Here is a 4,833-nt window from a genome sequence, read left to right on the forward strand (position 1 = left end):
TTGGCAATGTCATAGGCCTCATCGTCCGGGGTCAGGCGGGTTTGGGCAATGATGCTGTCGAGCAGACTGTTTTCACGGCTCTCGGTGTTTTGCTGTTGTGCTGCATGGGTACTCATGTGGCTTCCTTGGCGGCAGTGAGATCAGGCTCGCTCGGTTGTGGCATCCAGTCCCAGCTCGGCCAATACGCGGCTGCGGGATTCGTCGTTGGCAAGCACACCTTCGATGGCTTTACGGAAAGCAGGCGCGTTACCCAGCGGGCCTTTGAGGGCCACCAGCGCGTTACGCAGTTCCATCAGTTTTTTCAGTTCCGGGACTTGTTCGACCAGGCTGGCCGGATTGAAGTCTTTCATCGAGCCGATGCGCAGACCCACGGCCAACTCTTCAGTACCGTCGTCCTGAAGCCGGTTCGGCACGCTCAAGGTGACCTGCAACTCTTGCTTTGCGAGCACCTCATCGAAGGTCATCTTGTCGATGCTTATCGGTTTGCGGTCTTCAACTTTTCGCTCGTCCTTACGCTGGGTGTAGTCACCGATCGCCACCAGTTTGAGCGGCAATTCGATTTCTTCCTGAGCGCCCCCTATGGCGGGCTTGAACGTTACGTTGATGCGTTCCTTTGGGGCTACCGAGCCTTCTTTGGCCATGGCTATTCTCCTTGCGGTTTTGGCCCGGAGGCCTAGTCGAGTGCCACTTCAAGATCGAGGTGGCACAACCTGCGATAAATCTCTTCCTTGCATTCGCGCACCGCATGACTCTGCGGCAACAACTCGCAGCAGCTGTGCAGCAACTGCAACACTTGCAGCGCAAGTGCCGGCTCCCAGGTTTGCAGGCCTGCATCGCGTAATGTCTGGTCGAGGTTTTCAAGTTGGGTCTTGGCCAATTCGTATTTCCTGGCCTTGAAGCACAGCTGCGCGAGGGTGAACTGCCAGAAAAACCGAACGCGCCCACCTTGGGCGCTTTGCATGTGCTGCTTGAGGATTTGCACCGCCGTCTTGAGGCCGTCCTTGTGCAGGATCGGCAAGACGTCTTCCAGCGCCAGTTCCCAGGCAGGCTGGGTGTCGACGACTTCGGCCTTGCGCGGCGCGCTGGGGTTTTGCAAATGCGGCATCACGAAGGCGCTGATCCAGGCGCGGGTGGCAGGATTGGCGAACGGTGCGCCGTCATGGAAACGCAATTCGATAATGGCTGGCAGGCGCTGAATCAACAGCGCGAAATGAATTTCCACTTCGCGCATGGCCATTTCTGCATTAAGGCCTTGGAGGCACTCCCAAACCATTCGCTGACCGTCGAACCAGAACGGTGCCTTCGCCAGGCTTGCCTCCAAACCGACCAGCAGGTCGGCGTACTTCGCTTGGTCGTGATGGTCTTGAAAGGTTTTTAGCTTGTCGGCCGGCAAGCCACGCAAAACGGTGATTTGATCGGCATTACGCTCTGGCAAGGTTTCAATGGGCAGCCAAAGCAGCGTGCGATTGAGGCGCAGCGCGCGCAGGTCAGTGGCATTTTGCTTGAGCCACCAGGCGCACAAAGGGAGGGCGTTTTCTTGCTGGGCACGCAAGGCCTTGTGGGCTTCTTTCTCGTTATCGATCGGTGCGCCGGGGGTGAATAGCTGTGTGGCGGCCTGCTTGACCTGGGCCATCGCGGCGCTCACTACACCAGGTTCCGGTTGATTGTCGGCGGCACGCTGGACCCTGTTTTTCAAGCGACGGGAGATCGGCAACAGTAACGGGGCTTCGTCGCCCAGCTGCTCGGTGCAAGCAGCGTCGAGGCCTTCCAGATGCTCCACCAGACGGCGGAACAGCGGAAGTTGCTCCTTGATCGCGATGTTTTCGTTCAACACCTGCTCAAGACGCGGCACCAACCAATTGATGGCAGCGCAGCGGGTGCGGGATTTTTGCGGGTAAATCTCGGCCCAGTGGTTTTCACACAAGTGATGCAGTAAACCGAGACCGGCCAACAGACCCGGGAAGGATTCACCCTGGTAGAGCGCCCAGGTCAGCCAAGCACCAACGCGCAAATCCTTGGAATGGCTGCGAAGCACGTTCTCGCTGGTTTCGCGGATCATCAGCCAGTCGATCTGACCGCTTTCATGCATGGATTGGGCTTTACCCAACTCACTTTCCAATGCCTCGTATTCACTTGAATAACGGGCATCATCGCCTGCGAATTTCTCTGCGAACACTGGCGACCTGGCAAGATCAAGGTAATGCGCCGAAAGCTTGCTGGAATAGGTCATATGAACTTACAACTTGCGTGCACAAGTTTTATTTCAACCTGATGCCGATCTACAGCTGGAATTCTGGGCAAAGGTCTCGACTCCGTGTTGAGCAAACGCGCTTCCGTTCAAGGGTCGAGAACTTACTTTGTTGACGAAGAACATGTCTGTAGGAGGATTCGCCACTTAGGTGCGACTGATCCTTCAGTCATGTAAGACAGGCAAGAGCGCCATTGTCTGCGGTTACGCCGTCGACCAGTTTGTGCATCCAGACACCGCTTGGTAACTTGATGACCTGTTAACTAATCAAGCAATTAACAACCCCGATTGGTGTGTTCTTCACCTTCGGGGTTTTTCTCGTTTCGGCGCCCGGCACACAGTTGGGAGCACAAAACCCAACACAGTTAACTTCCCTGTTTCCGCAACGCGTGTAGGACGCGTCCGATTTGATCTTTTGGGTCATGCGGTCCACCTGTGCCTCGGTACTTTGCACAAGTACAACTTGATGAGTCATCCAAGGAGCGAATTGTCAGGGAGACAATTGATGTTTTTATGGCACATGGTGCCCACGTGGCACGAGATAGAAAACCGAATCACTCGAGAGATGGGTTACCAGGGAGGCGCCCGGTATCGCACTCACTTTAACGAACCCGCTCCCTCCCTCTCGCTCAATATCCGTCGGATCAACAGCGTCAGGTCTGCCTTCATTGAGGCTGAGTGGGAAGCGGCTCGCTTATTGAGACAACGCTTCGCTGACATCGATATCGCCAGCGTTCTTAACGAGCTGATCGAAGTCGTCGCTCAAATGGCGATGATCGTTGCCGGCAGTGTATTGATCGGCGGAGCCATCGGCGCAGGGACCGGCGCGTTTCTCGGCGGTGTGGGCGCCATCCCGATGGGCGCGGCTGGCGCTGCGATGGGCTTGCAAGTCAGCACGTGGATATTGGGCATACTGGGCCTGACGTCCATTGCCGAGTTCTTCACCGAAGGTCTGCCACGCATTGGCGACTATTACTGGCGTGGCATCCACATCGCGTGGAACGGCCCACGCAGTGAGGGAGGTTTAGACCCGTTCAGGCCGGATGATTCATCTGCCCGATACAGCGCCTCCCAAGAGATTGCACGTGGCCATGTGGAGGTTGTCGTCCTGCTGCTGGGCGCCATCGTGGCTTACATCACCCGTGGTCGAGGCAATGCGGGCGTTCTCGCCCAAGAGATGCGAGCCAGCCCCAAAGGCGCGCGGTTAGGCGAATGGATGCTCAAGCACGAAGACGCCCTGAAAAAACGCCCAGACCTGCAAACCTCAGCACCGCACCGGGGCGCGCTCAGCCATCAGGACCCTGCGCCACCGGCAAATCACCCACCAAACAAAGACAAAAACCCGCCCCGTGACAAGCCGAATGCGATGCCGCTTCATCAAGTTGAATGCTTCAAAGCGGACAAGCTGCCAGCGTCTAAAATCGGAGAATTCGAACGGCAGTTGAAGGGACAAGAAGACGGGCTGAATCGGCTGACGGTTGATGAGTATTTGGAGAATATTGCTAATCCGGTGAAGCGTAGTAGGGCGGCGGCAAACCGTGCTCGCAACACTTTAAAAATAAATTTGCAAAAACGGTTTAATGAAGAGTTTTTGAAAACGATGAGCGCCACACATGCGAAAGCAGAGAGCGTGAGGAAAGCCAAGGAAACAATGTCAAATCTTGCAGGACTGCACAATCCAGATCTAAGCGCTGGTGGCAGAGATATTATTGCGGACTTCGGTGATCGTCAGGTCAACTCTAGTATTGGGCCTCAATGGAGGCCGAAAATTGCAAATCTGAAAAAATCAGCAGAGGCAGTACCTACGTTTTTACGCGGTGACACATATATCAATGTCAAACTTCATAAGTGTTAAGGGGAAAAAGAATGGATGAGGTATTTTCGATTTTTCTGGATACGTTTGGTGGCCCTGTTGACCGACAGGAAGTACCGACATCTAGTATCGAGCGTTATAGAGGCAAGCTCCCCAACATTTTGCTGGAGTATTGGGCCGAACATGGCTGGTGCGGATATGGTGAGGGGATTTTCTGGATCGTTAATCCACAAGAATATGAGGGAGTGGTAGCATCTTGGCTTGAAGGAACGAAATTTGAATCCTTTGACACCTATCACCTAATTGCCCGTAGTGCTTTTGGCGATTTGTTTCTTTGGGGAGAGAGAACGGGAGCCTCCCTTGATATTACAGGTCATCTTTCTCGTTATGCCGCGCACACGTCTATATACACAGGAGACCAAATGGATAATGGGCTTCGTTCCTTCCTTCTGTCTATCGATGTGGAATCTAACGATTATGGCGACCTGTTCCAACCAGCAATGAAAAAACTCGGCACCCTGCGTCACGATGAAATGTACGGCTTCGTTCCAGCGCTGATGTTTGGCGGACCGGATACCCTCGATCATCTTGAGAAAGTGAAGGCGGTGGAACATTTAACCCTGCTGTCCCAAATTGCCGAACTTGAGCCCTACAGTTTTTCAGATCTGTAGACGATAGGAGTCGTCAAAGGACTAAGGCGATACTGAATGGACAAAGTATTTTCCAGATTTTTAGAGAAATTCGGTGGGGCAATTGATAGGCGGGAAGTGCC

At 54.3% G+C, this 4,833-nt stretch carries 5 protein-coding genes; 2 read left to right on the top strand and 3 right to left on the bottom strand.

What is annotated here, in order from left to right; genetic code table 11:
* The 3 genes from D8U69_RS29895 to tssA form a co-directional block, all read right to left on the bottom strand.
* On the bottom strand, positions 1-116 hold a 116-nt coding region (locus D8U69_RS29895; RefSeq protein ID WP_241668695.1), incomplete at its 3' end, for a hypothetical protein.
* A 24-nt stretch (positions 117-140) separates the two neighbouring features.
* Positions 141-641: a type VI secretion system contractile sheath small subunit gene (gene tssB, locus D8U69_RS25420; RefSeq protein WP_056854195.1), complete on the bottom strand. Its 501-nt coding sequence runs from the start codon at positions 639-641 to the stop codon at positions 141-143.
* A gap of 32 nt (positions 642-673) precedes the next feature.
* On the bottom strand, positions 674-2,230 hold the full coding sequence (gene tssA / locus D8U69_RS25425) for a type VI secretion system protein TssA (RefSeq protein WP_056854196.1): 1,557 nt from the start codon (positions 2,228-2,230) through the stop codon (positions 674-676).
* 523 nt (positions 2,231-2,753) lie between these two features.
* On the opposite strand from tssA, the gene D8U69_RS25430 reads away from it, so the two are divergent.
* Together D8U69_RS25430 and D8U69_RS25435 are read left to right on the top strand one after the other, a co-directional pair.
* A complete protein-coding gene (locus tag D8U69_RS25430; protein WP_130908423.1) occupies positions 2,754-4,103 on the top strand; it encodes a DUF6861 domain-containing protein in 1,350 nt (449 codons plus the stop codon).
* Positions 4,104-4,114: 11 nt separating this feature from the next.
* On the top strand, positions 4,115-4,732 hold the full coding sequence (locus tag D8U69_RS25435; RefSeq protein ID WP_130908424.1) for a GAD-like domain-containing protein: 618 nt from the start codon (positions 4,115-4,117) through the stop codon (positions 4,730-4,732).
* Positions 4,733-4,833 lie beyond the last annotated feature (101 nt).

Origin of the sequence: Pseudomonas sp. Sample_16 (genome assembly GCF_004307665.1) — a bacterium.
In the GTDB taxonomy this organism is placed as follows: Bacteria; Pseudomonadota; Gammaproteobacteria; order Pseudomonadales; family Pseudomonadaceae; genus Aquipseudomonas.